Source organism: Mesorhizobium sp. Ca11 (assembly GCF_020165275.1).
GTDB lineage: Bacteria > Pseudomonadota > Alphaproteobacteria > Rhizobiales > Rhizobiaceae > Mesorhizobium.
In genome coordinates this window covers 502,719-529,671 of record NZ_JAIUHU010000001.1, presented here as the reverse complement: position 1 = coordinate 529,671, position 26,953 = coordinate 502,719, and the positions used below count along the sequence as shown (strand labels likewise).

25 protein-coding genes and 1 riboswitch are annotated in these 26,953 nt (G+C 65.7%); of the genes, 11 read left to right on the top strand and 14 right to left on the bottom strand.

Annotation, left to right across the window (positions count from 1 at the left end; translation table 11 throughout):
• Positions 1-6: 6 nt before the first annotated feature.
• From cobS to cbiE, 6 genes are read right to left on the bottom strand one after another with little or no spacing between them, the layout of a single operon-like run.
• Positions 7-774, bottom strand: a complete 768-nt coding sequence (gene cobS, locus LB538_RS02560; protein WP_224522778.1) for an adenosylcobinamide-GDP ribazoletransferase — start codon at positions 772-774, stop codon at positions 7-9.
• The gene (locus tag LB538_RS02555) at positions 771-2,087 is read right to left on the bottom strand and encodes a cobyrinate a,c-diamide synthase (protein WP_224522777.1); all 1,317 of its coding nucleotides are present in this window, start codon (positions 2,085-2,087) and stop codon (positions 771-773) included. Before LB538_RS02555 ends, cobS begins: the two co-directional genes overlap by 4 nt.
• The gene (gene cobA / locus LB538_RS02550) at positions 2,084-2,899 is read right to left on the bottom strand and encodes a uroporphyrinogen-III C-methyltransferase (protein ID WP_224551481.1); all 816 of its coding nucleotides are present in this window, start codon (positions 2,897-2,899) and stop codon (positions 2,084-2,086) included. The genes LB538_RS02555 and cobA overlap by 4 nt, the downstream gene beginning before the upstream one ends.
• A complete protein-coding gene (gene cobM / locus LB538_RS02545; RefSeq protein WP_224522775.1) occupies positions 2,896-3,660 on the bottom strand; it encodes a precorrin-4 C(11)-methyltransferase in 765 nt (254 codons plus the stop codon). Before cobM ends, cobA begins: the two co-directional genes overlap by 4 nt.
• Entirely contained in the window at positions 3,657-4,043 is a 387-nt protein-coding gene (locus tag LB538_RS02540; RefSeq protein ID WP_224522774.1) for a cobalamin biosynthesis protein, read from the bottom strand. Before LB538_RS02540 ends, cobM begins: the two co-directional genes overlap by 4 nt.
• Complete coding sequence (cbiE, locus tag LB538_RS02535) at positions 4,040-5,281, bottom strand: precorrin-6y C5,15-methyltransferase (decarboxylating) subunit CbiE (RefSeq protein ID WP_224522773.1); 1,242 nt, start codon at positions 5,279-5,281, stop codon at positions 4,040-4,042. The genes LB538_RS02540 and cbiE overlap by 4 nt, the downstream gene beginning before the upstream one ends.
• Before the next feature lies 1 nt (position 5,282).
• Here cbiE and LB538_RS02530 point away from each other — a divergent pair, with 1 nt between their 5' ends.
• A complete protein-coding gene (locus LB538_RS02530; protein ID WP_224522772.1) occupies positions 5,283-6,050 on the top strand; it encodes a cobalt-precorrin-6A reductase in 768 nt (255 codons plus the stop codon).
• On the opposite strand, the gene LB538_RS02525 is transcribed toward LB538_RS02530, so the two are convergent.
• The 8 genes from LB538_RS02525 to LB538_RS02490 form a co-directional block, all read right to left on the bottom strand.
• A complete protein-coding gene (locus tag LB538_RS02525; RefSeq protein ID WP_224522771.1) occupies positions 6,014-6,778 on the bottom strand; it encodes a precorrin-3B C(17)-methyltransferase in 765 nt (254 codons plus the stop codon). The two genes, LB538_RS02530 and LB538_RS02525, sit on opposite strands and share 37 nt — an antisense overlap.
• A complete protein-coding gene (locus LB538_RS02520) occupies positions 6,775-7,512 on the bottom strand; it encodes a precorrin-2 C(20)-methyltransferase (RefSeq protein WP_263482300.1) in 738 nt (245 codons plus the stop codon). The genes LB538_RS02525 and LB538_RS02520 overlap by 4 nt, the downstream gene beginning before the upstream one ends.
• 8 nt (positions 7,513-7,520) lie before the next feature.
• Positions 7,521-8,153: a precorrin-8X methylmutase gene (locus LB538_RS02515; protein ID WP_224522769.1), complete on the bottom strand. Its 633-nt coding sequence runs from the start codon at positions 8,151-8,153 to the stop codon at positions 7,521-7,523.
• Positions 8,154-9,629, bottom strand: a complete 1,476-nt coding sequence (cobG, locus tag LB538_RS02510; protein ID WP_224522768.1) for a precorrin-3B synthase — start codon at positions 9,627-9,629, stop codon at positions 8,154-8,156.
• The gene (locus LB538_RS02505) at positions 9,626-13,165 is read right to left on the bottom strand and encodes a cobaltochelatase subunit CobN (RefSeq protein WP_224522767.1); all 3,540 of its coding nucleotides are present in this window, start codon (positions 13,163-13,165) and stop codon (positions 9,626-9,628) included. The genes cobG and LB538_RS02505 overlap by 4 nt, the downstream gene beginning before the upstream one ends.
• 16 nt (positions 13,166-13,181) lie before the next feature.
• Entirely contained in the window at positions 13,182-14,219 is a 1,038-nt protein-coding gene (gene cobW / locus LB538_RS02500) for a cobalamin biosynthesis protein CobW (protein WP_140839926.1), read from the bottom strand.
• Complete coding sequence (locus LB538_RS02495) at positions 14,216-14,647, bottom strand: DUF1636 family protein (RefSeq protein ID WP_224522892.1); 432 nt, start codon at positions 14,645-14,647, stop codon at positions 14,216-14,218. Before LB538_RS02495 ends, cobW begins: the two co-directional genes overlap by 4 nt.
• A 39-nt stretch (positions 14,648-14,686) precedes the next feature.
• Positions 14,687-14,890: riboswitch (cobalamin riboswitch) on the bottom strand.
• Positions 14,891-15,399: 509 nt separating this feature from the next.
• Complete coding sequence (locus LB538_RS02490) at positions 15,400-16,599, bottom strand: winged helix-turn-helix domain-containing protein (protein WP_224522766.1); 1,200 nt, start codon at positions 16,597-16,599, stop codon at positions 15,400-15,402.
• A gap of 334 nt (positions 16,600-16,933) precedes the next feature.
• Between LB538_RS02490 and LB538_RS02485 the strand changes: the two genes are divergently transcribed.
• The 10 genes from LB538_RS02485 to nuoI all read left to right on the top strand — a co-directional run bounded on the left by LB538_RS02485 (position 16,934) and on the right by nuoI (position 26,767).
• The gene (locus LB538_RS02485; RefSeq protein WP_042643187.1) at positions 16,934-17,299 is read left to right on the top strand and encodes an NADH-quinone oxidoreductase subunit A; all 366 of its coding nucleotides are present in this window, start codon (positions 16,934-16,936) and stop codon (positions 17,297-17,299) included.
• A complete protein-coding gene (locus LB538_RS02480; protein ID WP_224522765.1) occupies positions 17,290-17,871 on the top strand; it encodes a NuoB/complex I 20 kDa subunit family protein in 582 nt (193 codons plus the stop codon). Before LB538_RS02485 ends, LB538_RS02480 begins: the two co-directional genes overlap by 10 nt.
• A gap of 4 nt (positions 17,872-17,875) precedes the next feature.
• On the top strand, positions 17,876-18,478 hold the full coding sequence (locus tag LB538_RS02475) for an NADH-quinone oxidoreductase subunit C (protein WP_095764859.1): 603 nt from the start codon (positions 17,876-17,878) through the stop codon (positions 18,476-18,478).
• An 8-nt stretch (positions 18,479-18,486) separates the two neighbouring features.
• Positions 18,487-19,677, top strand: coding sequence for an NADH-quinone oxidoreductase subunit D (locus LB538_RS02470; protein WP_224522764.1), 1,191 nt, complete (start codon positions 18,487-18,489; stop codon positions 19,675-19,677).
• Positions 19,678-21,000, top strand: coding sequence for an NADH-quinone oxidoreductase subunit E (locus tag LB538_RS02465; RefSeq protein WP_224522763.1), 1,323 nt, complete (start codon positions 19,678-19,680; stop codon positions 20,998-21,000).
• A gap of 10 nt (positions 21,001-21,010) precedes the next feature.
• Positions 21,011-22,315: an NADH-quinone oxidoreductase subunit NuoF gene (nuoF, locus tag LB538_RS02460; RefSeq protein ID WP_095764862.1), complete on the top strand. Its 1,305-nt coding sequence runs from the start codon at positions 21,011-21,013 to the stop codon at positions 22,313-22,315.
• A gap of 75 nt (positions 22,316-22,390) precedes the next feature.
• Positions 22,391-23,074, top strand: a complete 684-nt coding sequence (locus tag LB538_RS02455; protein WP_095764863.1) for an NADH-ubiquinone dehydrogenase — start codon at positions 22,391-22,393, stop codon at positions 23,072-23,074.
• A 74-nt stretch (positions 23,075-23,148) separates the two neighbouring features.
• Positions 23,149-25,230, top strand: a complete 2,082-nt coding sequence (gene nuoG, locus LB538_RS02450; RefSeq protein WP_224522762.1) for an NADH-quinone oxidoreductase subunit NuoG — start codon at positions 23,149-23,151, stop codon at positions 25,228-25,230.
• 2 nt (positions 25,231-25,232) lie between these two features.
• Complete coding sequence (nuoH, locus tag LB538_RS02445; RefSeq protein ID WP_095764865.1) at positions 25,233-26,276, top strand: NADH-quinone oxidoreductase subunit NuoH; 1,044 nt, start codon at positions 25,233-25,235, stop codon at positions 26,274-26,276.
• Positions 26,276-26,767: an NADH-quinone oxidoreductase subunit NuoI gene (gene nuoI / locus LB538_RS02440; protein ID WP_095764866.1), complete on the top strand. Its 492-nt coding sequence runs from the start codon at positions 26,276-26,278 to the stop codon at positions 26,765-26,767. Before nuoH ends, nuoI begins: the two co-directional genes overlap by 1 nt.
• Positions 26,768-26,953 lie beyond the last annotated feature (186 nt).

Below are 26,953 nucleotides of genomic sequence, written 5' to 3'. Positions count from 1 at the left end.
AGTGAATCAGGAAAGGCAGATGGAAGCGACGAGCAGCACGGCGATCTCGCCGAGCTGCTGCAGCGCGCCGATCGTGTCGCCGGTCTGGCCGCCGATCTGGCTTAGGCAAAGCGCGCGGAACGCCATGAAGACCAGGCCGAGCAGAATGAGCGCCGCTATCGCGCCGCCAAGGCCGAGCGCCAGCAGCGCCACCGCGCCGAGCGCGGCGCCGATGATGGCGGTCTCGGCTGTTACGGTCCCGGCGTTGGCAGACAGGCCGTCGCTGCGGGCCGGCGGCAGAAGATGCATGAAGGCGCCGAACAGGCCACGCGAGCCGGCATGCGCGGCGAGCAGCGCCAGGAAGACGTGGCCTGGACCGGCGAGTTCGGAAAGCGCGCTCCAGCGGATGAGCAGCGACAGCCCAAGCGCTGCAGCACCATAGGCGCCGATGCGGCTGTCGCGCATGATTTCCAGTTTCCTGTCGCGCGTCCTGCCGCCCCAAAAGCCGTCGGCGATATCGGAAAGCCCGTCCTCGTGCAGGCAGCCGGTGACGAGCATCGTCGCGGCGAGGGTGAGCGCCGCGGCCGGGCCGCTGGCAAGACCCAAACTATAGGCGATGGCGTAGATGAGCGCGCCGATGATCGCCACCGCGAGGCCGGCGAAGGGCGCCGCCCAGATCGCATCCGCCAGGCTGCGGCCGCCGAAATCGCTCGAAGGCAATCTCAGCCGGGTGAAAAAGACGAGGCTGAGGCCGATATCGTCAAGCACTTGCCGGGGTGCGGAGGGACCGCTCATGCGCCTCTCGCAATGGCATGGAAGAAGGTGCCGCTGACATGGCCGCGCCGGTAGCCTGAGGCGCCGAGCGGATTGCCCCGGCCATCGGCAAGATCGGCCAAGGGCTCGTCATTGCCGGCAGCAAGCATCTGCGCATAATGGAACTCGTGACCGCGGATCAGCGTCCCCTCCGGCCCCAATGGGCAGGTGGCACGCAGCCGCGCCTCGCGGTAGCCGAGATTCATCTTGCGTTTGGCGAAGCTGGTCGAATGGCCGAGCAGGCCAAGCATGTTGTGGCTCTCGCCGTCTGCGTCTTCCAGCATTTCGCCCAGCACCATGAAGCCCCCGCACTCGCCGTGAACCGGCTTCGTCGCCGCAAACCGCGCCATTCCGGCCTGGAAGTTGGTCGCGGCCGCGAGCCTGCCGGCATGCAGTTCGGGATAGCCGCCAGGCAGCCAGCAAACATCGCAGTCCTGCGAGGGCGCCTCGTCGGCCAGTGGCGAGAAAGGCACGATCTCGGCGCCGGCCTTGCGCCAATGCGTGGCGACATGCGGATAGAGGAAGGTGAAGGCGGCGTCCTCCGCCAGCGCGATGCGCTGCCCGGGCGACTGCAAGGCATCGCCGAAGTCGCCAGCCGCTGGTTGCAGCGGGGATGCCAGCGCCAGGATGGCGTCGATGTCGAGCGACTTCTCGACCATGTCGGCCAGCCGGTCGAGATGCGCCATCAGGTTTTCGTATTCGCCGGCCTGGACGAGGCCGAGATGCCGTTCCGGCAGGTTGAGCGTCGGATCGCGCAGGATGGCGCCGACCACGGGCAAGCCGATCGCCTCGATGGCGTCGCCGGACAGGCGGCGATGGCGTTCGCTGCCTAGCCGATTGAGCACGACGCCGGCCATGCGCACAGCCGGGTCGTAGGTGGCGAAACCCTTGGCCACCGCCGCCGCCGTGGTCGACTGGCCGGAAACGTCGAGCACCAGAAGCACCGGGAGGCCATAGAGCCGCGCCAGATCGGCGGCCGAGCCTGAGCGGCCTTGCGGGGCGGGGATGCCGTCGAACAGGCCCATCGCGCTTTCAAGGATAATGTATTCGGCGTCGTCCGCAGCCTCCGCGGCCAGCGCGTTGAGCAGGGAAGGCGACATCGCCCAGCTGTCGAGGTTGACGCCCGAGAGTCCGGTCGCGGCGGCGTGGAAGCCCGGGTCGATATAGTCCGGTCCGGACTTTGCGCCGCGCACTTTCAGGCCGCGCCTGGCAAGCGCGCGCAACAGGCCTATGGTGACGCTGGTCTTGCCCGATCCGGAGCGCGGCGCGCCGATGATGATCGCGCGCGCCGTCATGCGCCGCCAGCCAATGCCGCGCGCATGGCGACGATGCCGCCGACCACGATCAGCGCCGGCGAAGCGAGCCCGGCGGCCGCGGCCTCGTCAGCGATGGTGGCGAGCGTGGCGACGACGATGCGCTCCTGCGGCGTGGTCGCCGCGACGATCACGGCGGCCGGGGTCGAAGGCACGAGGCCGCCCTTGAGCAGCTTTGCCGCGATCGCCGGCAAATTGGCCATGCCCATATAGACGACGACCGGCTGTCCGGTGCGGGCGATCGCGGCCCAGTCGGTGTCGTCATCGGTGCCTGCTGCATGGCCGGTGGCGAGGATGACCGCCTTGTTGATGCCGCGCATGGTGGCGGGAATGCCGGTGGCGGCCAGCGCGCTGAGGCCCGAGGTCAGGCCGGAGAGCACCCGGAACGGAATTTCTTCGCCGGCGAGCGCCAGAGCCTCTTCGCCACCGCGTCCGAAAATATAGGGGTCGCCGCCCTTCAGGCGCACGACACGGCGGCCCTCGCGCGCCAGCCGCACGAGAAGGGCGTTGATGTCGGCCTGCTTCATCGAGGGCTGGCCGCCGCGTTTTCCGGCGTAGAAAAGCTCTGCACTCTGAGCGACAGCCACGACGTCGGGCGAGACCAGCGCGTCATAGACCAGCGCATCGCATTGCCCGAGTGCCGCCAGCACTTCCAGGGTCAGGCAGCCGGGGTCCCCGGGACCGGCGCCGGCCAGCCAGACATGACCAGGCTCCAGTTCGCGCGGTTTGAAGTTCAGCCGCGCCAGCGCCTGCTCCACATTAGCCCGTCCGTTCGTATTGGTGCTGCCGTTCACAATCCATCCCGTCCGCGAAAACGCCGCTGGTAGTGGGCGTCGTACAATGAGCTTTCGCCGAAATCCTGCGCGGCGAGCGCGCTGCCGACGAAGATGATCGCGGTGCGTTCCATCGGGCTCTCCGCCAGTTGCGCTTCGATGGTGCCCAGCGTGCCGGTCAGGATGCGCTCGTCCGGCCAGGAGGCGCGGAAGACGACCGCGACCGGACATTCGGCGCCGTAAAGCGGCGTCAGATCCGCGACGATGCGGTCGATGGCATGGATGGCGAGATGAATGGCAAGCGTGGCGCCGGTGCGGCCGAAGCCGGCCAGCGTCTCGCCCGGCGGCATTTTCGAGGCGCGGCCCGAGACGCGGGTCAGCACCAGGCTTTGCGCGAGCTCGGGAATGGTGAGCTCGCGGCGAAGTGCTGCCGCCGCTGCCGCGAAAGAGGGCACGCCTGGGGTCAGCGAGTAGGGGATGCCGTGCTTTTCCAGGCGCCTGATCTGTTCGGCCACCGCGCTCCACACCGAAAGATCGCCGGAATGCAGGCGCGAGACGTCGTGGCCGGCCTTGTGCGCGGCGACATATTCGGCCTCGATCTCGTCAAGCGACATCGGCGCGGTGTCGATCAATTTGGTGCCTGGCGCGCAATGCTCGAGCAGTTCCGGAGCCACGATCGAGCCGGCATAGAGGCAGACCGGGCAACTGGCCAGCAGCCGGGCGCCGCGCAAGGTGATGAGATCGGCGGCGCCCGGGCCGGCGCCGATGAAATGGACGGTCATGGCGCATCTCCGCTGATGGCGATGGCGCAGGTGACCGGACCGAGCACGATGCGCGGTCCAAGCAGTTTCGCACCTTTTCCGGCCGCGGCCAGGGCCGAGTCTTCCGAGACCGAAGGCGTGCCGGCCTGGGCCTGCGACGGGTCGGAGCGACTGACCGTTCCGGACGAGACGGATTGCAGTGCGGCGTCGGAGATGACGAGCACGGGGAGGTCGAGGTCTCGGCCGGCAAGGAAGATCGCCGGCTCATCGCGCTTGATTTCACCCGTCGCCAATGCAGAAAGCGCCGTCATCGTAAGCCCATGCGCCTCAAGCGCGGTCTCGATCGCGGCGCGAACGTCGCCCGCCGTCACACCTTTGCGGCTGCCGATACCTGCGACCATCATGGCTTGACCCAGCTCCACTGCGTGATCGGCATGGCCGGTCGCCACGCCTGCATCGAGCCGACAGGCGCCGCGCGCGACAGGGCGATGCGGGTCAGGTCGCCGCCACGCCTGTTGTGCTGGTCGAGCAGCAGCGCCTCCATCTCCAGCGTCACCGCATTGGCGACGAGCCGGCCGCCGGGACGCAGCGCCTTGATCGCCTGCTCCAGCACCCCGGCATCGCTGCCGCCGCCGCCGATGAAGATGGCATCGGGCGTCTCCAATTTTGCCAGCGCCTTAGGCGCGGCGCCCTCGATCACGACGAGGCCGGGCACGCCGCAATGCGCGGCGTTGCGAGCGATGCGGGCGGCGCGTTCTGCGTTAGCCTCGATGGCGATGGCGCGCAGCGAGGAATGAGCCAGCATCCACTCGATGCCGATCGAGCCGGAACCGGCGCCGATGTCCCACAGCAGTTCGCCGCGCCGGGGCGCCAGCGCCGACAGCGTGATGGCGCGGATCTCGCGCTTGGTGATCTGACCGTCATGCTCGAACAGATGATCGGCGAGGCCGACGGTCAAGGGCAGGATGCGCGCATCCGGCGTCGATTCAATTTCGAGCGCCAGCACGTTGAGCGAATTGATGTTTTTGAGATCGAAGGCATCGGCTCGAGCGGCGCGGCGCATCTCATCGGGGCCGCCCAGCGCTTCGAGGACCGTGAATCGCGACGGGCCGAAACCGAGTTCGTCGAGCAGCGCGGCGATAGCAGCCGGAGCGTCGCCATCCGATGTCAGGGCAAGGATGCGCGCGCCGGGGTGGAGCAGGGGCCGGATCAGGTCGATCGAATGGCCGTGCAGCGAGATGGTCTCGACGTCCTGCAAGGCCCAGCCGAGGCGCGATGCCGCGAGCGACAGAGATGAGGGCGCCGGCAGGACGAGCATCTGTTCCGGTTCTACCTTGCGCGCGAGCGTGACGCCGACGCCGTGAAAGAACGGGTCGCCGGACGCGAGCACGCAGACGTCCTTGCCCGCGAGCGCCAGCACGTCGCGCATTTCCGCGTCGAAGGGTGTCGGCCATGAGCGGGTTTCGCCGTTGGCGAGGGAAGAGACGAGCGCAAGATGCCGCCTTCCGCCGAACACGACGTCCGCCTGCGCAATCCGCTGCTTGGCCTCGTCGCCGAGACCCGCTACACCGTCCTCGCCGATGCCGACGATGGTGAGCCATTTTGAGGCTGGCTTGGCGGCGCGCGGACCCTTAGCAGGCATGATGACCCACCATATCCTGATCCTCGGCGGAACGACGGAAGCCCGGCAATTGGCCGGGAAGCTCGCCCGTCGCGACGATTTTTCGGTCACGCTGTCGCTGGCCGGCCGCACTGAAAGCCCGGTCGCGCAAGGCGTGCCGGTGCGTGCCGGCGGCTTTGGCGGCGCAGATGGGCTGGCTGCCTATCTTCGGGAAGAACACGTCGATCTGCTGATCGACGCCACGCATCCATACGCCGCGCGTATTTCGGCCAATGCCGCCGAAGCGGCAAGGCAGACGGACGTGCCGATCCTGGCGCTGCGCCGTCCCGGCTGGGAACCCGTGACGGGTGATCGCTGGACGCTGGTTGACAATGTCACCGAGGCGGCACGTGCGCTCGGCACGGCGCCGCGTCGCGTCTTCCTGGCGATCGGCCGGCAGGAGGCGGGCGCGTTCGAGGCCGCTCCGCAGCACCGTTATCTGATCCGCAGTGTCGATCCGGTCGAGCCGAAGCTTGGCGTGCCCGATGCGCTTTACCTCCTGGCGCGTGGACCGTTTCCGGAAGCGGACGAAAGGGCGTTGCTCGAAAAATACGGTATCGATGCCGTCGTTTCCAAGAACAGCGGCGGCGAGGCGACCTATGGCAAGATCGCCGCTGCGCGGGCGCTCGGCATCGAAGTGATCATGATCCGCCGACCGCCTTTGCCGGACGTTCCTTCGACTGAGACCGTCGATGCGCTGGCGGCAAAAGTCGATCATCTTTTCGACGCCGTTGCAGAACGCGGCGTGTAGACCAGCGCTGGTTTTTCGCCGCGCTTGATGATGCGGGTCTCCGGCGAGCCGATGATGATGCAGGTCGCCATGTCGGCCTTTTCGGCGTCGGCGTCCGCCAGCAGAGAGACTTCGATGCGCTCGTCGGGCCGGCCGGCAGCCCGGCCGAAGATCACTGGCGTGGTGCCGGGCAGGATCGCCTTCAGGCATTCGAAGGCGCGGCCAAGCTGCCAGGGGCGAGCCTTGCTGATGGGATTGTAGAGCGCGACGACGAAGCCGGCGCCGGCCGCTGCCAGCAGGCGCAATTCGATCAGGTCCCACGGCTTCAAATTGTCGGAGAGCGAGATGGCGCAGAAATCATGGCCGAGCGGTGCGCCGATGCGGGCGGCGACGGCAAGCATCGCAGTCACGCCCGGGACAACCGAGATGTCGATGGCACGCCATTCTTCAGGGCCGGCTTCGATCGCCTCGCAAACGGCGGCGGCCATGGCGAAAACGCCGGGATCGCCGCCGGAAACGACGGCGACATTGTGGCCTTCTGCGGCCTTGGCCAGCGCTTCGTTGGAGCGGGCGAGTTCCTCGCGGTTGTCGGAGGCGATGCGGGTCTGGTCCGGCCGCAGCTCCAGCCGGTCGAGATAGGGCTTGTAGCCATAGAAGAAGGAAGCCTCGGCCACGGCATTGGCAGCCTGCGGCGTGACCTGGTCGGCATTGCCGGGTCCGAGACCGATGACGGTAAGGCGGCCGCTCATGCCTTGGCACCCGGGCGAGCCGACCAGCCGGCAACCAGCACGATGGCGAAATAGGGCGCCTTGTCGTCCGATTTTTCGGCCAGCCGCATCGAGACGCTGCCCGGCATGGTGCCGCGCTCGACATAGACGGCCTTCGCCAGCTTGCCGGTCGCTTCCAGCGCGCGGCGGATTTTTGGCAGGTTGCGGCCGACCTTCATGATGACGGCGGCATCTGTGTCGGCGAGGCGGCGGGTCAGCTCGAACTCGCTCATCGTGCCGGGCAGCACACTCAGCACGTCGTCGCCCTGGACGATCGGCAAGCCGGTGGCGGACCAGCAGCCGGACATGGCGGTGACGCCGGGGATGACCTCGGTCGGGAAGCGGTGCGCCAGCCGCACATGCAGATGCATGTAGGAGCCGTAGAAGAGCGGATCGCCCTCCGACAGCACCGCCACGATCCTGCCGGCGCCGAGATGCTCGGCCACCTGTTCGGCCGATTGCTCGTAGAAATCGGCGATCTGCGCGCGGTAGTCGTCGTGATCCTTATCGATCTCCGTCGTCACCGGATAGAGCAGCGGCAGCTCGATCATGTCCGGCCGGAAGCGCGCCTCGACGATGGCACGCGCATTGCTGTTGTTGCCGCGCTTGGCGAAATAGGCGACGACGTCCGCCTCTGCCAACGCGCGCGCCGCCTTCAGTGTCAGAAGCTCCGGATCTCCGGGGCCGGTGCCGACGCCGACCAGACGGCCTTTCATGATCGCGTTCACAGGCCAGGCCTCGCCAACGAATTGAGCGCGGCGGCGGTCATGGCGCTGCCGCCCAGCCTGCCGCGCACGATAGCGTAGGGCACGCCGTAGGAATTTTCGGCCAGCGCATCCTTGGATTCGGCAGCACCCACGAAGCCCACGGGCATGCCGATGATCGCGGCCGGCCTCGGCGCGCCGTCGCGCAGCTTCTCAAGCAGATAGAAGAGCGCGGTCGGCGCGTTGCCGATGGCGACGACAGAGCCGGCCATGCGCTCGCCCCAGAGGTCGATCGCGGCGGCCGAGCGGGTGTTGCCGATTTGCCTGGCGATGTCGTGCGTGCGCGGGTCGCGCAGCGTGCATATCACCTCGTTGCCGGCCGGCAGACGGGCGCGGGTGACGCCGTGCGCCACCATCTCGGCATCGCAGAAGATCGGCGCGCCGGCGGCGAGCGCGGTCCGGGCGGCGGTAACGAAATTATTCGAGAAGACGAAATGGCTGGCGGCTTCGACCTGGCCGCAGGCATGGATCATTCGAATCGCGACATCGGCTTCCGCCTCCGAGAAGCGCGACAGATCCGCCTCGGCGCGGATGATGGCGAAAGACCGCTCGTAGATCGCCGTTCCGTCATGGATATAGTCGTAGGCGGCCATTCACTGGTTCCGTCGATAGAGTTCGGCGATGCCGGCCGCGCCAAATCTTTTCAGGCAGGCGGCGGCGGTTTCGCCCTGATGTCTTCCGTCGCGGATCGCGGCAAGGATGCCGGCGACCCCGAGCGCGGCGTCATAGCCCGGCCTGTACGCGGCAGGAAGAGCATTCGCAGTCCCGTCCACGACAAGTCCGGCTCCGTTTTCGTCGCCGACCAGGGTGAGCGCAGCGGTGCCGGGATGCGCGCAGCCCTTGGCGCAGCCGGAGATGTGGAGAGACAGCGAGGCGTCGAGAAGGTCCGCGCTTTCTTTTGCGATCGTTTCGGCGATGGCACGGGTGGCGATGCGGCCGGACGCGCAGGCCGGCGTGCCGGGGCAGGCGGCGATGCGGGTGCGCGGATCGGCGGGGTCGGTGACAAAGCCGAGCGCGGCGGCGGAGGATTGGAGCGTGGAGAGGGCGGAGAGACCGAGGAAGAGCAGGGCTCGGCCTGGGGCGAGGCGGATTTCGGAGGCGCCGAGGTTCGCGGCTTGGGTGACGAGATCGATGAGGTTTTGCGCCGGCATGCTGCCGTAGGGCAGGGCGATGCCTAGGGCGGTGTTGTTGCCTAGATTGAATAGGCCAATGGGGCTTCTCGCGGGCTGGCGTTCCTGCGCCCCCCTCTCTGTCCTGCCGGACATCTCCCCCTCAAGGGGGGAGATTGCCTTGTCACCGCGGCTTTCGCCAATCTCCAACGCTGAAAGTGGAGAGCCGGTGCGGGAACCGCCAATCTCCCCCCTTGTGGGGGAGATGTCCGGCAGGACAGAGGGGGGCGCGAAGGAATGCCAGCCTGCGAGAGAAGCCAACTGTCTCTCCGAAAGATCCCGGGTATGCGCCTCGCGATCTTTTTCGGCGACCATCCGAAGAGCCGCGACTGCAATGTCGCGCGCGCCATCAGCATCGACCGTCGCGAGCGGCTTCGCACTCCGCCCGTCGCCGGCAATCGACACGCTCCACCAGATGCCCGCCACAGCCTGCACCGCCTTCAGCCTTACATCGGCCGTCACGGCATCCATCGTAAGCTGTCCGCCGCCATCGAAAACCACGGACACCTTCGGCCCCAGCCTTGCCGTCAGCCCGGCTTCCCCGATCGCCGCCCTGATCTGCTCAGCCAGCGGGCGCGGATCGGCGATCTCTTCCGGATCGATCCCCGCCAGCGGCCCCGTCTCGACCGGCACTCCGGTGCGCACCGCGATGCCCAGCGCATCCACTTCGTCCGCCAGCAACCGGGCGCTTTCGGCCGTCAGTCCGCGGATCTGCAGGCTGCCGCGCGCCGTCACCTCCATGATGCCGTTGCCGTGGCGCAAGGCGGATTCGCCGAGTCCGATCAGCGACTTGGGCGAAATTCCTCCAGCGACTGGGTTGAGCCGCACCAGCAGCCCGTCGCCGGTCTGCATCGGCGCGCTTAGAGCAGGGCAAGCGCCACGGCGCGAAAACGCGTTCATGCCGCCACTCCACCTGCCTGGGCCTCGGCAATCAAGGCCGCGAGGTCGTCGTCGATGGAGTTGCGCAGCGGGTGCCACAGGCCGCGCCGACGGGCGGCGAGGAACCGTTCGGCGATGACCTTGGCAGCCGCCGGATTCTCGCGCAGCAGGAAGGCACGGACGTCCGGATCGCCAACATAGGCGTCGTGAACGGCCTCGATCAGCGCGCCCGAAATGGCATGGGTAGTCTCCGCGAAGCCGACCAGACGGTCGACCGTCTCGGCGAATTCAGAGGCGCCGCGCGGGCCGTGGCGCATCTGGCCGGCGATGAAGCGCGGGTTGACCGCGCGGGCGCGAACCACGCGCGATACCGCTTCGCCGACCGAACGCGGCTTCGGCTTCTTCGGATCAGTCGTGTCAAGCACGATGACGTCGGCATTCCTGCCAAGTGCTGCAAGGGCGGCCGAAAAGCCGCCGATGAAGGCGACGTCGGCCGAGCCTTCAAGGATGTCGCGGCCCGGATCGTCGCCGGTGTGGACGAGGAGATCAGCTTCGGCGATCCGGCCTTCGAAAGCGCCGGGCGCCGAGATCGCTTCGCCTTCGGCGCCGCCATAGGCGTGCGAGGTGGCGTCGAGATAGGCACGGCCGATCTCTTCGCGCGCGCCCCATTCGCCGCGCGACAGCAAGTCCTCGACGCCGGCGCCATAAGTTCCCGGTGAGGTGCCGAAAATGCGCGGGCTGATCTTCCCCTGAGCGCGCGTCGCTGCGGCGAGCGGGTTCTCGGTATCGTCCTCGTCGCGGCTGGCGACGGCATTGGCAGCGGCGTCGATCAACGCGATCTGGGTCGGGAACATGTCGCGGAACAGGCCGGAGATGCGCCAGGTGACGTCGACGCGCGGGCGGCCGAGCGTGGCCGGCGGCAGCACCTCGATGCCGGTGACGCGGCCGGTGGCGGCATCCCATTGCGGCCGGCAGCCCATCAGCGCCAGACCTTGCGCGATCTCCTCGCCGCCGGTGCGCAACGAGGCGGAACCCCAGAGGTCGATGACCAGCGAGCGCGGCCAGTCGCCATGGCTTTGCATATAGCTGCGCACCACTTCCTCTGCCGCCGCCTGGCCGAGGTCATAGGCGGTTGGCGTCGGCATGGTGCGCGGATCGGAGGTGAACAGGTTGCGGCCGGTGGGGAGCACATCGGAGCGACCGCGCGCCGGGGCGCCGGCAGGGCCGGCCTTGATGTGGCGGCCATCGAGCGCGGCGAGCAGGTTGGATTTTTCGGCCGCCGCGCTTTGCCGGCGCAGCGGGTCGGCTTCGTCTTCCGGCGCGCGGCCATAGACATGCAGCCCGTCCTTGACGGCGAAATCCTTGAGGTCGCAGAGCCAGGCGTCGATGCGGCGCAGCGCTTCGTCGGGTTGATCAGCCTTGGCCACGCCCGCTTCAGAAGCGAGGCCAGTCTTCTGCGCGGTCTCGACGATCAGCTTTGCAAGTTGGTCACGGCGGCGGCGGTCGAGGCCGTCGGCCTGCGCGTATTCGTCGACCAACCGCTCGAGTTTCTGTTGCGCCTCGTCTAGGCCGGCGCCGCTCAGCGGCGGCGGCAGATGGCCGAGGGTGACGGCCGAAATGCGGCGCTTGGCCTGCGCCGCCTCGCCCGGATTGGAGACGATGAATGGATAGATGACCGGCAGCGATCCGGTGACGATCTCCGGGAAGCAGGTTCCGGAGAGGGCCACCGTCTTGCCCGGCAGCCATTCGAGCGTGCCATGCGCGCCGACATGGATGATGGCATGCACGCCGAGCGATTTTTGCAGCCACAGGCCGAAGGCGATCAGCTCGTGGCGCGGGGGCAGCGTCGGGTCGTGATAGTGGGCGCGGCGGTCGGCCGAGCGGCCGCGGTCGGGGGCCAGCGCCACGGTGACGTTGCCGAAGGTCGCGGCGCGGAAGGGGAAGGTTGCCGAGATCGGCGCTTGAACACCCCCCTCTGTCCTGCCGGACATCTCCCCCGCAAGGGGGGAGATCGGCAGTTCCGCCGAAGGCGCCATTCTTGCAACTCCGACAATTGGCGAAAGCGGTGGCGACAGATCAATCTCCCCCCCTGCGGGGGAGATGTCCGGCAGGACAGAGGGGGGTGCCTCGCGCGAACCTATCCCCTTTGCCTTGCCCCATGTCGCCTCAACTGAAGCTCGCGCTTCCCTCGGCAGTTCCGCTGAAAAGGCAACGTAATCCGTCAACGTAAGGCCGTGCCCACCTACCTCCAGCGCATCCAGCAACGCGCGCGGCGATTGCGGAATCCCTTCAACCGCGTAGCCTTGTTCCTTCAGGTCCTGCAGCATGACGAGCACGCTCGACGGCACATCAAGCCCAACGGCGTAACCGGTTCGCCCTGGCGCGCTCGGATAATCCGGGATCAGGATCGCCAGCTTGCGCTCGGCCCGCTCCATCCGCTGCAGGCGGATGAACGCCGCGATCCGCTTGGCAACTTGCGCCACGCGGTCCGCCTCGGGCCGGTTGGCGAAGGCTCGGAAGGCCAGCGCCGGATCGGTCTCGACCTCGCCCTTGAAGGAGATGGCGCCGGCCAGGATGCGGCCGTCGAGCTCGGGCAGGACGACATGCATGGCAAGGTCGGCAGGCGCCAGGCCGCGCTGGTTCTTTTCCCAGACCTCGCGCCTGGTGGTGGCGACGATGACCTGGAACACCGGTACGCCCGCGCGGTCGAACAGGGTTTCGGCGCCGGGTTCCGCGCCGGAGGCGAAGGCGGTGGCGGTGACGATGGCGGCGGGGTTCAGGGAGGTGAGGGCGGTTTCGACGAAGGCCAGGGATGCCGCGTCTTTGAGGCTGGACACGAAGATCGGCACGGGGGTGAGCCCTTGCAGCTTCAACGCCTCCACGAGAACGTCGATCGGTGCCACGTCGGCGGCAAGCAGCATCGAGCGGTAGAAGAGGATGGGGATGACGGCGAAATTGTAGGCGTCGAGTTCCGCCTTTAAAAGGTTCGGCTTCTCGACGACACCAACTCCCGGCTGATAATATCCCGCCTTCGGCACGCTGACCGGTTCGGCCACGGCCGCATCCGACCCGGCGAGCCTTGCCAGCCTTTGCACCAGCGCGCGCATATTGGCCGGGCCGCCTTCGCGGAAATAGCCGAGCAGGGCGTTGAGCTCGGCGCGCGGCAGGGTCGAGCCTTCGACCAGCCGCAGGTCCTCGTCATGGCTTTCGCCGGGCAGCAATGCCAGCTTGATGCCGCGTTCGCGCGCCACTGCGGCGAGCTGGTCACAGCCATAGCGCCACCAGTCATAGCCGCCGAGGATGCGGACGAGGATGACCCTGGCGTGGCGGGCGACGCTGTCGATCCACAGGTCCACCGACATCGGGTGGCGAAGGTCACGCAGCGCCGCAAGCCGCATTGAGGGCAGCCGCGCCGCATCCGCCTTCCAGGCGGTGGCCAGGCCGGCGAGGTCGCTGTCGGTGAAGGACAGCGCCACCACATCCGCAGGCGTCTGCCTGAGGTCGATCGGCTCGGCGAGATCGTCGAGCGATGCGGATGTGGTGGCGAGGATGTGCATCGCGGTCCGGATTGCCTCAGCCGGCGAGGATACGCTCGATCGCCGGGCGGTTCAGCCCCTTGAGGCCGATGACAACGAGCCGCGAGCGGCGGTCGTCCTCAGCCGTCCAGGCGCGGTCGTAATAGTGGTTGACGCGCGGGCCGACGGCCTGCAGCAGGAGCCGCATCGGCTTGCCGCCGACCTCGACGAAGCCTTTGACGCGCAGCACGTTTTCCTGCTCGGCGGCAAGGGCGACGCGCTTGGCCAGCTCGTCGGGATTGGCGATCGACGGGATGTCGATGACGAAGGAATCGAAATCGTCGTGCTCGTGGTCGAGCTCGTCGTCGTGATGGGTCTTGCGGTTCTCGATGTCGTCCTCGACGGCGAGACCGAGGCCGAGCAGCACCGAGGGATCGACCTTGCCCTGCGACGTCGGCACGACTTTCACGGCGCGCGCCACATGCTCGCCGATGACGGCGTTGGCGCGCTCAGAGCCCGCCGCATCCATCAAATCGCTCTTCGACAGGATGATCAGGTCGGCGCAGGCGATCTGGTCCTCGAACACCTCCTCGACCGGATCGTCATGGTCGAGCGAATCGTCCGCGGCACGCTGCGCCTTCAGCGCGTCCATGTCGGAAGCGACGCGGCCGTCGGCCAGCGCCGGGCCGTCGACCACGGCGATGACGCCGTCGACGGTGACGCGGCTCTTCACGGTCGGCCACTGGAAGGCTTGCACCAAGGGCTTCGGCAGAGCGAGACCGGAGGTCTCGATCAGGATGTGGTCGACCTTCGGCGTGCGGGACAGGATCTGGTCGAGCGCCGGCACGAAATCGTCGGCGACGGTGCAGCAGATGCAGCCATTGGCGAGCTCGACGATGTTTTCCTCCGGGCAGGTGTCGACGCCGCAGCCCTTCAGGATCTCGCCATCGATGCCGACATCGCCGAACTCGTTGACGATGATCGCCAGCCGCTTGCCCTTGGCGTTTTCGAGCAGGTTGCGGATCAGCGTCGTCTTGCCGGCGCCGAGAAAGCCGGTGACGACGGTGCAGGGCACGCGGGAAACGGATGCGTTCATGGTCGGTCCTTCAGCATGTCGAGGGGAGGGATGCGGGCAACCAGGCCGCGCTTGAGAGAATCGGGCCGGCCGCGCCAGGGGATGAGGCCATCGGTCGAGGTGGCGAAGAGCTTTGCGCCGGCGACGAGATCGGCGCCGCTGGTCGTGTTCAGATCGCCGAAGACGTAGCTCCAGCAGCCGTCGCGCAGCAGCGCGGCGCTTAGCCGGCGCTTGCAGTTGCCGAGGCATTCGACGGTACGGATGTCGATCTTTTCGCCGCAAGCAGCCCGACGCGTGTCTTCGGCAAGCAGCGCGCCGGCGCGCGGATGCGCATCCGACCCGGTCTCGTCGCGGCAGGATGAGCAGACGATGACGGTGACGCCAGCCAAAGCATCGGGCTCGGACGGAATGTCCGCACTGTTTGCCGGGAAACTGCCGTTGCGATCCAAAACCATGCTCCTTGCCCGGAAAACCCGCCGGGCATTCGGATACTTAAAGTCTCAGACGGCAGGTCTCCTGGCTCGCGGGTCGTCACCCTGAATGCCGCCTTCCCGGGAACATCCCAGTGGTTTTCGGCAGAGGCTCGTCGCTTACAGTTGCGGGGACAGCCGCGGATTTGGGTGTTGGCCCGCACCGCATTCCCTCTTGGCTCCTCCCTTTGCCGGGAGAAGACCGTCTGGGTCAGGATTTAGAGGGTTCAGGGGGCTGGAGTCAACGACTGGCTTAGTACCAGCCTTTTGGCGGCTTTATGGGTTTGAGGTATGGACCCACAAGTTTGCGAGGCGGTGAGGCCACGGGCGCCATACTTAACGAACAGCCGTGCTGGCAAACCGGTTCCCACATCAAGACGAAGCGATTGGCGTCGAACTTCGGCTCATGAACTATTATATAGCGCTGCCCTACCGGCAATAAGCCACAGGCGCCTGCGATCTGCTTGTCGATCGTTCCAAACTCCAACCACCGCAGAAGAAGCGCCGTCACTTCTTTTGGCTGCATACCGGGTGCAATGTGGCCGCCACAGAAAATGACTGGACGCGTGACCTCTACCCATTCCTCTCGGTAAGCACCTGTCGCATATGATGGCGACGCTAAGGTCAGGTAGGCCAAGACCAGACATATCGAGCGCCTGAAAACCATCGCAACCGATCCTAACCACAGTTGGGATGTTCTATTTTTGTTCACTCTCCCTGTCAACGCGCAGCTACGACACCGCGATGTCGGCCAGCGCCGGCCCGAGGTCGCCGGCCGGCGTCACTTCGATCGCCTCCAGGCCGAGCCAGCCCTGCATCTGCTTCAACTCGTCGAAGAGCTGGGCGGCCGTTTCGGGCGGGGCGCCGGCCTCGGCGTAGGCGGCGTGGACGCGCAAGATGCTGGCCGGGCGGTCAGCTTTCAGATCGACGCGGGCGACGATCCGGTCGCCGAGCAGGAAGGGCAGCACGTAGTAGCCATATTGGCGTTTCTCGGCCGGCGTGTAGATCTCGATGCGGTAGCGGAAATCGAAGAGTTTCTCCGTCCTGGTGCGTTCGAAGACGACGGGATCGAAAGGGGCGAGCAGGGCGCGCGCTTCTATCCGGCGCGGGAAACGGGCGTCCTTGTGGAGATAGGCGGTCTTGTCCCAACCTTCGACCTTCACCGGCAGCAATTCGCCGGCTTCGACCAGTTCCTCGATGCGATCCTTCGTGTCGCCCGGCGCGAGACGAAAATAGTCGCGCAGGTCGCCATAGGTGGCGATGCCATGGGCGCGGGCGGAAATGCGCAGCAACTCGCGATGCGCGTCCTCGACCGAGGGAATGGGAAGGTCGAGCACCGCCTGCGGCAAAACGCGCTCGGGCAGGTCGTAATAGCGTTCGAAGCCGCGGCGGTAGGCCGTGGTGATGCGCCCGGCCCAGAACAGCCATTCGAAAGCGTGCTTGGCCTCGCTCCAGCCCCACCAGCCGCCATTGCCCTTGTGGCCTTCGATGTCGGACGCGGCGATCGGACCGCGATCGGCGACCTCTCTATATATCTCGTCGATCATTTCCTTGCGTTCACGACCCCATTTCGCCAGGCCGAGATACATCTCGTCGCCCTGCTCGGCGCGCTGCATGCGCCAGCGCATCAAAGGATAGGTCTCGACGGGCAGGAACGATGCCTCATGCGCCCAGTATTCGAAAACGGCGCGCTTGCGGGTGACCGCGGCATTGTCGAGCAGCGTAAGCGGGTAGGGGCCGAGGCGCGAATAGAGCGGCATGTAATGCGCGCGCACCACCGCGCTCACGGAATCGATCTGCAGAAGGCCGGTTCGCGAAAGTACCCGCGCAAGGTGGCGGCGATCCGGAACACCACTGGGCCTAGGGTCGTTGAACCCTTGCGCGCCGAGCGCGACGCGCCTCGCCATGGCCAGCGAAATCTTGTCCTTCATCAGGTGTCCTTGCCCCGATCGTCCGTTGGATTTTTAGCCGGTGATTCCTGTCATGCTAGCAGGCAAATGGCGGTAGATATGTCAGGAGAGAAAACTGGAGTAAAAACTGAAGGAAATCAAACAGGAGCGGATCGGACCAGTTTCTTCCGATAAGGCGTCCAGAGCCGCGATTTGAACAACGTTTGACTTGCGTCACCGAAACCGCTGCGCTAACCCTCGCCGCGTTGCAGCATGGGCCCCTTAAAACGGTTCAGCGGTTAATCTGTCACGCTTCCGCATTAGAGTTCGTTGCTGTAATCAAAATGAACTGCCCCCGCCGAAGGAAAGTCGCCGCATGAGCGCACTCCTAAGTTCGTACCTGCCTATCGTGCTGTTCATCGCCGTGGCGATGATCGTCGGTCTGGCGCTCATCATCGCTCCGTTCCTTGTGGCCTACCGCAATCCCGACCCGGAAAAGCTTTCCGCCTATGAATGCGGGTTCAACTCGTTCGACGACGCCCGCATGAAGTTCGACATCCGCTTCTACCTGGTGTCGATCCTGTTCATCATCTTCGATCTCGAGGTCGCCTTCCTGTTCCCGTGGGCGGTGTCCTTCTCGAAGCTTGGCATGCTCGGCTTCTGGTCGATGATGGTGTTCCTGGCGGTGTTGACCATCGGCTTTGCCTATGAATGGAAAAAAGGAGCGCTGGAATGGGATTGAACGACAGTTCAGGCACCCTCGTCGCGCCGAAGTCCAAGGGCATCATCGACCCCAACACCGGCAGGCCGGTGGGGGAGGACGATCCCTTCTTCCTCGAAATCAACAATGAGCTGGCCGACAAGGGTTTTCTCGTCACCTCGACCGAGGCGCTGATCACCTGGGCGCGCAGCGGCTCGCTGATGTTCATGACCTTCGGCCTCGCCTGCTGCGCGGTCGAGATGATCCACACCTCGATGCCGCGCTATGACTCGGAGCGTTTCGGCGTCGCGCCGCGCGCGTCGCCGCGCCAGTCCGACATTATGATCGTCGCCGGCACGCTGACCAACAAGATGGCGCCGGCGCTGCGCAAGGTCTACGACCAGATGCCGGAGCCGCGCTACGTCATCTCGATGGGCTCCTGCGCCAATGGCGGCGGCTACTACCACTATTCCTATTCGGTGGTGCGCGGCTGCGACCGCGTCGTGCCGGTCGACATTTATGTGCCCGGCTGCCCGCCGAGCGCGGAGGCGCTGCTCTACGGCATTCTCCTTCTGCAGAAGAAGATCCGCCGCACCGGCACGATCGAACGGTGAGCCGATGACCCTGGCGTTGAACGAACTCTCCACCTATCTCGGCGAGAAGCTCTCCGGCCGCATCGGCGAAGCCGTGCTTGCCTATGGTGAGCTCACGGTTTCGGTTGAACCGGGCAACCTGATCGAGGTCGCGACCTTCCTGCGCGACGATCCGCGCTGCCAGTTCATCTCGATCATCGATGTCTGCGGAGCGGACTACCCGTCGCGCGCCAGGCGCTTCGACGTCGTCTATCACCTATTGTCGCCGAAGCAGAATGTCCGCATCAGGCTCAAGGTCCAGGCCGACGAGGAGACGCTGGTGCCGTCGCTGACCGGCGTCTATCCGGGTGCCGACTGGTTCGAGCGCGAGACCTACGACCTTTACGGCGTGCTGTTCTCGGGCCATCCGGACCTGCGCCGCATTCTCACCGACTATGGTTTCGAGGGGCATCCGCTGCGCAAGGATTTCCCGCTGACCGGTTTCGTCGAGGTGCGCTACGACGACGAGGCCAAGCGGGTGATCTACGAGCCGGTGGAATTGAAGCAGGAATTCAGAAATTTCGACTTCTTGAGCCCGTGGGAAGGAACGGATTACGTGCTTCCCGGGGATGAGAAGGCGAAGCAGTAGGGCGACCCATGGCTGAAACCTCCGTCCGCAACTTCAACATCAACTTCGGTCCGCAGCATCCTGCGGCGCATGGCGTTTTGCGCCTGGTGCTGGAGCTGGACGGCGAGGTGGTCGACCGCGTCGATCCGCATATCGGTCTGCTGCATCGCGGCACCGAGAAGCTGATCGAGGCCAAGACTTATCTGCAGGCCGTGCCCTATCTCGACCGGCTCGACTATTGCGCGCCGATGAACCAGGAGCATGCCTTCGCGCTCGCGGCCGAGCGCCTGCTCGGCATCGAGGTGCCGAAGCGCGGCCAACTGATCCGGGTGCTCTATTCCGAGATGGGCCGCATCATGTCGCACATCTTGAATGTGACGACGCAGGCCATGGACGTCGGTGCGCTGACGCCGCCGCTGTGGGGCTTCGTCGAACGCGAAAAGCTAATGGTGTTTTACGAGCGCGCCTCGGGCTCGCGCATGCATGCGGCCTATTTCCGGCCGGGCGGCGTGCACCAGGACCTGCCGCAGAAGTTGGTCGAGGACATCGGCAAGTGGATCGACCCGTTCCTGAAGTCGATCGACGATCTCGACGCGCTCTTGACCGGCAATCGCATCTTCAAGCAGCGCAATGTCGATATCGGCACGGTGTCGCTGGCCGACGCCTGGGCGTGGGGCTTTTCGGGCGTGATGGTGCGCGGCTCGGGCGCCGCCTGGGACCTGCGCAAATCGCAGCCCTATGAATGCTATTCCGAGATGGATTTCGACATTCCGATCGGCAAGAACGGCGACTGCTACGACCGTTACCTTGTGCGCATGGAAGAGATGCGCCAGTCGGCCAGGATCATGCGCCAATGCGTCGATCTCTTGCTCGGCAAGGAAAGCGCCGGCCCGGTGTCGAACCTCGACGGCAAGGTTGTGCCGCCGAAGCGCGCCGCAATGAAGCGCTCGATGGAAGCGCTGATCCATCACTTCAAGCTCTATACCGAGGGCTACCGCGTGCCGGCCGGCGAGGTCTATGCGGCCGTCGAGGCGCCGAAGGGCGAATTCGGCGTCTACCTGGTCTCCGACGGCACCAACAAGCCCTATCGCTGCAAGCTGCGCGCGCCCGGTTTCGCGCATCTGCAAGCCATGGATTTCCTGTGCCGCGGCCACATGCTGGCCGACGTCACTGCCGTGCTTGGCTCCCTCGACATCGTGTTTGGTGAGGTCGATCGCTAAATGTCAGTCCGCCGTCTTGCAGAAGCCAGCCTCCAGCCAGCCACCTTCGCCTTCAACGAGGCGAACGCGGCAGCCGCCCAGCAGTGGATCGCCAAATACCCAAAGGGTCGCGAGCAGTCGGCCATCATCCCGCTGCTGATGATCGCGCAGGAGCAGGAAGGCTGGGTCACCAAGGCGGCGATCGAGACGATCTCCGACATGCTCGGCATGCCGCGCATCCGTGGCCTCGAAGTCGCGACTTTCTATACGCAGTACCAGCTCAATCCGGTCGGCACGCGCGCTCATATCCAGGTCTGCGGCACCACGCCCTGCATGCTGCGCGGCTCGGAAGCGCTGATGGATGTATGCAGGTCGAAAATCCATCACGACCAGTTCCACACCAACGACAAGGGCACGCTGTCGTGGGAGGAAGTCGAATGCCTCGGCGCCTGCGTCAACGCACCGATGGTCATGATCTTCAAGGACACTTTCGAGGACCTGACGCCTGAGCGGCTGGCTGAGATCATCGATTTCTACGACGCCGGCAAGGGCGCCGAGGTGAAGCCTGGTCCGCAGAACGGCCGCCACGGGTCCGAGCCGGCTACCGGGCTGACGACGCTGACCAGCGAAAAGGCGATCCTGAAGTCGACGCGCGACAAGGAAGCCAGGGCGGCGGCGAAAGCGGCCAAGGAAGCTCTCGCGTCGGCGCCGGCTGCAGCTCCCGCCGCAGCCCCGGCACCCGCTGCGCCGGCAAGTTCGGCGCCGGCTCCGGCCGCCTCGGGCCCGGTTGGGCCGTCAAAATCCAGCAAGCCGAAGACTCATGCGGCTGAAACCAGCCCGGCGCTCAACACGCCGTCGCCGGTCAAGGTCGCCCCGGCCACCGAGAATGGCGCCAGCGTCAGGGCGCCGCGCCATTCGGCCGCCAACGCCAATCAGGCTTCTCCGGAAGTCGAGGCGGTTTCAAAGCCGCGCAGCGGGCCGAAGACCAAGGCCGAGCCGGCCACCGCTTTCAAGGCGCCGGAAACCAAGCAGCCTGTCGCCAAGACGACGAAACCTTCGCTCGATGACAAGAACCGGCCGGCCGGCATCGAGCGCCCGGCAACGGTCGACGATCTCAAGCTGATCTCAGGCGTCGGCCCGAAGATCGAAGGCACCCTGCATTCGCTGGGCATCTACACCTTCGCGCAGGTCGCCGCCTGGAAGAAAGCCGAGCGCGAATGGGTCGACGGCTATCTCAATTTCCGCGGCCGCATCGAGCGCGACGACTGGGTGAAGCAGGCCAAGGCGCTCGCCAAGGGCGGCGTCGCCGAATACATCCGCGTCTTCGGCAAGAAGCCGGTCTGAGGGACGAAAAATGCTTCAGGACAAAGACCGCATCTTCACCAACATCTACGGCCTGTTCGACAAGTCGCTGGCCGGCGCGCAGTCGCGCGGCATCTGGGACGACACGCCAGGCCTCGTCGCCAAAGGCCGCGACTGGATCATCAACGAGATGAAGGCGTCGGGCCTGCGCGGGCGCGGCGGCGCCGGCTTCCCGACCGGATTGAAATGGTCGTTCATGCCCAAGCAGAGCGACGGACGGCCGAGCTATCTCGTCATCAATGCCGACGAATCCGAGCCCGGCACCTGCAAGGACCGCGATATCCTGCGCAACGATCCGCACACGCTGGTCGAAGGCGCGCTGGTCGCCGGCTTCGCGATGGGCGCGATCGCCGCCTACATCTATGTGCGCGGCGAGTTCATCCGCGAGCGTGAGGCGCTGCAGCGCGCCATCGACGAGGCTTACGCGGCCAAGCTGATCGGCAAGAACAACACATCCGGCTACGACTTCGATATCTACATGCATCATGGCGCCGGCGCCTATATCTGCGGCGAGGAGACGGCGCTGCTCGAAAGCCTGGAAGGCAAGAAGGGCCAGCCGCGGCTGAAGCCGCCATTCCCGGCCAATGTCGGCCTCTATGGCTGCCCGACCACCGTCAACAACGTCGAATCGATCGCGGTGGCGCCGACCATCCTGCGCCGGGGCGCCGCCTGGTTCTCGTCCTTCGGTCGCCCGAACAATGCCGGCACCAAGCTGTTCTGCGTGTCCGGCCACGTCAACAATCCGTGCACTTTCGAAGAAGCGATGTCGATCCCGTTCCGCGAGCTGATCGAGACGCATTGCGGCGGCATCCGCGGCGGCTGGGACAATCTGCTCGCGGTCATTCCGGGCGGCGCTTCAGTGCCGCTGGTGCCGGCCGAGCAGATCATCGATGCGCCGATGGATTTCGACGCGCTGCGCGACCTGAAATCCGGCCTCGGCACGGCCGCCGTCATCGTCATGGACAAGTCGACGGATATCGTGAAGGCGATCGCCAGGCTTTCCTACTTCTACAAGCATGAGAGCTGCGGCCAGTGCACGCCGTGCCGCGAAGGCACCGGCTGGATGTGGCGGGTGATGGAGCGGCTGGTGCGCGGCGAGGCGCAGAAGCGCGAGATCGACATGCTGCTCGACGTCACCAAGCAGGTTGAGGGCCACACGATCTGCGCGCTGGGCGACGCGGCTGCCTGGCCGATCCAGGGCCTGATGCGGCATTTCCGCGGCGAGGTGGAACGCCGCATCGACGAGTTTTCGCGCAACGCGCACCGGGTCGAGCCGGTGATGGTGGCGGCGGAATAAGACTACGAAATACGGGCTTGGCCCGAAGACTGAAAAACTGGGGCGGGCATACGAAGAAACGACCAGGAGATCTCTATGGCGCCGTATTCGATACCCTATCCGTTCGTGCCTGATTTGGACCAACTCGAGAAGATGAACCAGGACCTGACCAAGATGATGCCGAAGGAGATGGCCAGCGCCGTCAACCTTCTGGCGCATCCAGTCGCGGGTGCCGCCGCGATGTCGGCGCTCAGCATCGGTCTGGCCAACCACGCCGTCGGCATGTGGATGGGCGCGTTCACCGGCGCGCTGGAGGCTTCGCAGCGCATGTTCCAGCCTTTCCTCGACGATCTCGAGGCGCAGCACGAAGCGGCCGCCAACGCCTCCAAGGCGCGCAAGGCGACCGAGACGTTGATCGCCAGGGCTCAGACCTTCGCCCAGGATGTGACCGATATAGCGGCGAACGCGACCGAGAAGGCGCTCGACGCGACCGGGGCCGATATTGTCGCCCAACCGGCCGCAACGGGGCTGATGCCCGAGGATTTCAGGCAGCCTAAGGCCGTCGATAAGCCGGCGAAGCCGTCGGACCTGAAGGCGATTTCGGGTATCGGACCGAAGCTGGAAAAGGTGCTCAACGGTCTCGGCATCTGGACCTATGGCCAGATCGCCGCCTGGACGTCGGAAGAGATCGCCTGGGTGGAAGATTACCTGTCGCTCGCCGGCCGCATCGGCCGCGACAACTGGACTGCCCAGGCCGCGGCGCTCGCCGCGAAGAAGTGAATTGAAATGCCGGGCGCGGCTTCAGTCGCGCCCGGAAGGATAGATTGCGGGACATCCGCAGAGGTTTGAGGCGAATGGCAAAGCTAAAGGTCGACGGGAAAGAGATCACGGTACCCGACCATTACACGCTGCTGCAGGCGGCCGAGGACGCCGGCGCGGAAGTGCCGCGCTTCTGCTTCCACGAGCGGCTGTCGATCGCCGGCAATTGCCGCATGTGCCTGATCGAGGTAAAGGGCGGTCCGCCCAAGCCGCAGGCCTCCTGCGCCATGGGCGTGCGCGACCTGCGTCCCGGCCCCAATGGCGAGCCGCCGGAAATCTTCACCAACACGCCGATGGTCAAGAAGGCCCGCGAAGGCGTGATGGAGTTCCTGCTGATCAACCATCCGCTCGATTGCCCGATCTGCGACCAGGGCGGCGAATGCGATCTGCAGGACCAGGCGATGGCCTTCGGCGTCGATTCCTCGCGCTATCATGAGAACAAGCGCGCGGTCGAGGACAAGTATATCGGCCCGCTGGTCAAGACGGTGATGAACCGCTGCATCCATTGCACGCGCTGCGTCCGCTTCACCACCGAGGTCGCCGGCATTTCCGAGCTCGGCCTGATCGGCCGCGGCGAGGATGCCGAGATCACCACCTATCTCGAACAGGCGATGACGTCGGAGCTGCAGGGCAACGTCATCGATTTGTGCCCGGTCGGCGCCCTGACCTCCAAGCCCTTCGCCTTCCAGGCGCGGCCGTGGGAACTGACCAAGACGGAATCGATCGACGTGATGGACGCCGTCGGCTCGGCGATCCGCGTCGACTCCAGAGGCCGTGAAGTGATGCGCATCCTGCCGCGCGTCAACGAGGCGGTGAACGAGGAGTGGATCTCCGACAAGACCCGCTTCATCTGGGACGGCCTGCGCACGCAGCGCCTAGACCGCCCTTACGTGCGCAAGAACGGCAGGCTCGTTTCGGCAAGCTGGGCGGAAGCCTTCGCGGCGATCAAGGACGAGGTTGCAAAGACCGCGCCCGAGCGGATCGGCGCCATCGCCGGCGATCTCGCCGCGGTCGAGGAAATCTACGCGCTCAAGCTGCTGATGGCCGCGCTCGGCTCGAAGAACATCGACTGCCGCCAGGATGGAGCAGCGCTCGACCCGTCGCTCGGCCGCGCCAGCTACATCTTCAACCCGACCATCGAAGGCATCGAGCAGGCCGATGCGGTGCTGATCATCGGCGCCAATCCGCGCTTCGAGGCCTCGGTGCTCAACGCTCGCATCCGCAAGCGCTGGCGCGTCGGCAATCTGCCGGTCGGCGTCATCGGCGAGATCGGCGACACACGCTACGACTATGAGCTGATCGGCGCCGGCCCGGAATCGCTCAAGGACCTTGCCGACGGCAACGGCAGGTTCTTCGAGGTGCTGAGCAAGGCCACGCATCCGCTGATCATCGTGGGCCAGGGCGCGCTGGCGCGCACCGACGGCGCAGCGGTGCTCGGCCAGGCAGCCAGGCTCGCGGCCGCCGTCAACGCGGTCACGGCCGAGTGGAACGGCTTTGCGGTGCTGCACAACGCAGCGGCAAGAGTCGGCGGCCTCGATGTCGGCTTCGTACCGGGCGAGGGCGGCAAGAACGTCGCCGGCATGCTGGGCGACACCGATGTGCTCTTCCTGCTCGGCGCCGACGAGATCGACATGGCCAAGACCGGCGGCGCCTTCGTCGTCTATATCGGCACGCATGGCGATGCCGGCGCGCACCGCGCCAATGTCATCCTGCCGGCCGCGGCCTATACCGAGAAGTCGGGCACCTATGTCAACACGGAAGGCCGCGTGCAGCAGACCAACCGCGCCGGCTTCGCCCCTGGCGAGGCGCGCGAGGACTGGGCGATCCTGCGGGCGCTCTCCGACGTGCTCGGCAAGAAGCTGCCCTTCGATTCGCTGGCGCAGCTGCGTGCCAAGCTCTATGGCGAATTCCCGCACCTCGCCCGCATCGACCAGGTGCAAGCGGGCAGCGGCGACGACATCGCCAAGGTGGCGAAGCTCGGCGGCCGGCTTAACAAGGGCACGTTCACCTCGCCGGTGAAGGATTTTTATCTCACCAACCCGATCGCGCGGGCGTCGGCCGTGATGGCCGAATGCTCGGCGCTGGCCAAGAGCGGCTTCAAGCAGGCGGCGGAATAAGCATGGACACCTTCTTCTCCTTCTATGTGCTGCCGACGCTGCTGATCCTGTTGAAGTCGGTCGTGCTGATCGTCGTGCTTCTGATCGGCGTCGCCTATCTGCTTTATGCCGACCGCAAGATCTGGGCGGCGGTGCAATTGCGGCGTGGGCCGAACGTCGTTGGTCCATGGGGAACGCTGCAGGCCTTTGCCGACCTTCTGAAATTCGTCTTCAAGGAGCCGGTGATCCCGTCGGGCGCCAACAAGGGCGTGTTCCTTCTGGCGCCGCTGGTGTCGGCGGTGCTGGCGATTTCGGCCTGGGCTGTCATTCCGGTCAATGAGGGCTGGGCGATCGCCAACATCAATGTCGGCATCCTTTATGTCTTCGCCATCTCCTCGCTCGAGGTCTATGGCGTGATCATGGGCGGCTGGGCGTCCAACTCGAAATATCCGTTCCTCGGCGCGTTGCGCTCGGCCGCGCAGATGGTGTCCTACGAAGTCTCGATCGGCTTCGTCATCGTCACCGTGCTGCTCACCGTCGGCTCGCTCAACCTCTCCGACATCGTCATGTCGCAGCAGGACGGTCTCGGCACGCGGCTCGGCCTGCCCAACACCTTCCTCGACTGGCACTGGCTGTCGCTGTTGCCGATGTTCGTGGTGTTCTTCATTTCCGCGCTTGCCGAGACGAACCGTCCGCCCTTCGACCTGGTGGAAGCGGAATCGGAGCTGGTCGCCGGCCACATGGTCGAATATTCGTCGACGCCGTTCCTGCTCTTCTTCCTCGGCGAGTATGTCGCCGTCGTGCTGATGTGCGCGCTGGCGACCATCCTGTTCCTCGGCGGCTGGCTGCCGCCGTTCAACTTCGCGCCCTTCACCTGGATACCTGGGGTGATCTGGTTCGTGCTGAAGATCTGCCTGATGTTCTTCATGTTCTCCATGGTGAAGGCTTTTGTGCCGCGCTACCGCTACGACCAGCTGATGCGGCTGGGCTGGAAAGTCTTCCTGCCGATCTCGCTGTTCATGGTCGTGGCCACCGCGGCCTTCCTCAAGATCACGGGGTTTGCGTGATGTCCGCTCTGGCCCAGGCCGCAAAATCGCTGCTGCTGAAGGATTTCGTCAGCGCCTTCTTCCTGTCGATGCGCCAATTCTTCGCACCGAAGGAAACGATCAACTATCCGCATGAGAAGGGGCCGATCAGCCCGCGTTTCCGCGGCGAGCATGCGCTGCGCCGCTATCCGAACGGCGAGGAACGCTGCATCGCCTGCAAGCTCTGCGAGGCGATCTGCCCGGCGCAGGCGATCACCATCGAGGCCGGCCCGCGCCGCAATGACGGCACGCGCCGCACCGTGCGCTACGACATCGACATGGTGAAGTGCATATATTGCGGCTTCTGCCAGGAAGCCTGCCCGGTCGACGCCATCGTCGAAGGGCCGAATTTCGAATTCGCGACCGAGACGCGCGAGGAGCTCTACTACAACAAGGAAAAGCTGCTCGCGAACGGCGATCGCTGGGAGCGGGAGCTGGCGCGCAACATCGCGCTGGATGCGCCGTATCGCTGACATTTGACGCATGGACGGGGCCAGGGGCCTCGTCCAGAGGATGATCCCGAAAAGTTGCAGACTTTTCGGACAAGATCATCCTCCGGAATGAAAAACGTGGCGCATGTTTCTTTCGATCGGGTCTTTCAACCCGATCGGAACATGCGCTAGGAACACGCAACTTTGCCAGCCGGAGGCGGCGGCGAA